A 1,870-nucleotide genomic window follows, 5' to 3' on the forward strand; every position below is an offset into this window, starting at 1 on the left:
GACCCCGTGACCCCATAACTCCGTCATCCCTGAAAAACTGGCAACAAGACCCTCTCATGTCCTCCACCGATACACCCCTCGAAGACAGGCTCCAGCCCAAAAATCGTCAACATCGAATCAGTCTGGTCGCTGGCGTGATTTTGTTGGTGACAACCGTGTTGGTGAGCGCCAGCATATTCATGGTCATGGCGCGTCATGCCGAGGCGCTGCTGAGTAAAAGCCTCCAGATTTCCCTGAAAAACCGCATCAAGCTGCTGCAGACTGAAATTGAAGCCGGCTTGAACCGAACGACGGTCATTGCCACCCGTCCTCTGCTGATGAATCAGATGCAAGGACGGAATGCGGGCGTGGACGAGAGCCCTGCCCATCTGGCACTCCAAGCCGCCGTGCAGTCCTTTCTTTCAACTGGGTTTACGGCCATTGCATTGCTTGACAAAGACGGACGCGAGTTGGCGCATGCCGGATCCTTTGCCCATAAGCCCGTGTTGGCCGTTGCGCTTGCCTTTCCTGGGCGGGTGCAATTGATATGGGATGAGCAACTGCTGATGCGTGCGGTGGTCGAAATGAAGCAGGGGGGCGCTGTCATTGGCACGGTCATTGCGGAAACGCCGCTGCCTGGTTACATGGGCACGCTCAAGGACGCCACCCTTCAGGGCGAAACGGGAGAGCTTGCGCTGTGCGCGCCCTTCGGTCTCAACATGAAGTGTTTTCCGACGACGCTCAATCCGGCGGTTTTCACCTTGCCTAAAAGATCGTCAGAGGGCGTGCCATTGCCGATGACCCATGCGTTGGAGGGCCAAACCGGATTCATCACCGCCCGCGATTATCGCAACCAGACGGTGGTGGCGGCTTATGCGCCGGTGGGCGATCTCGGGCTGGGAATGGTGCTCAAAATGGACAGTGCCGAACTGTATGCTCCCGTGTGGGCGCAACTGCGCTATCTGATCCCGCTTCTGGTGGGCGTGATGGTCGTTGCGCTGCTGTTGCTGCGCTGGCGGCTGTCGCCGCTGGTGAGCCGGCTGGTTCGCTCGGAAGCGCAAGCCCACGCGATGAGTGCAAGCTTGCGTGACAGCGAACGCCTGGAACGGGCGCTGCTGGACAATGTGGATGAAGGCATCGTGAGCATCTCCGATGGCGGCCTGATTGAACTGTTCAATCCGGCTGCCGAGCGCATGTTCGGCTACCGCAGCGAGGAAGTCGTCGGCAAGAACGTATCCATGCTGATGCCGGAGCCTTACCACAGCGAACACGATGGCTACCTGGGGCGCTATCTTCAGACCGGGCAGGCGAAAATAATCGGAATCGGTCGCGAGTTGGCGGGGCGGCGCAGCGACGGCGGGGTTTTTCCGATGGATCTGCGAATTTCGGAGTTTTCCCTGGAAGGGCGCCGCCAGTTCATTGGCAGTGTACGTGACATCACCGAGCGCAAACGCATTGCCGAGGCGCTGCGTGCCAGTGAATTGCAGATGCGCCAGATCACCGACACCGTACCGGCCCTGATCGCCTACCTGGATCTGGAACAGCGATTTTGTTTTCATAACAAAGCCTACGAAGAAGTCTTTGGCCTGAGTTTTGAGCAGATCAATGGTCGCACTCTGGCCGAAGTGCTCGGCCCGCTTGCCTATGCGGGTGTCCGGGACAAGGCTGAAGAAGTGCTGCGAGGTTATGTTGTCCGCTACGAACGGGCACAAGTGATGTCGCAGGGCGGCACCCGGAACTACGCCATGCATTATTTTCCGCGCTATGGCGAGGGCGCCGACGCTGGCAAGGTTCTCGGGTTTTACGCGCAGGGCACCGACATTACCGAGTTCAAGCGCATTGACCGCATGAAAACCGAATTCATCTCCACGGTCAGCCACGAGTTGCGCAC

The 1,870-nt window shown here is 58.7% G+C and carries 1 protein-coding gene; it reads left to right on the forward strand.

Annotated elements, in window-relative coordinates; all coding sequences use genetic code 11:
- Positions 1 to 1,870 (forward strand): PAS domain S-box protein (locus tag IV091_RS12300; RefSeq protein ID WP_293469109.1); only part of this gene is annotated, 1,870 nt, incomplete at both ends.

Source organism: Polaromonas sp. (assembly GCF_018780625.1).
Classification (GTDB): domain Bacteria; phylum Pseudomonadota; class Gammaproteobacteria; order Burkholderiales; family Burkholderiaceae_C; genus Polaromonas.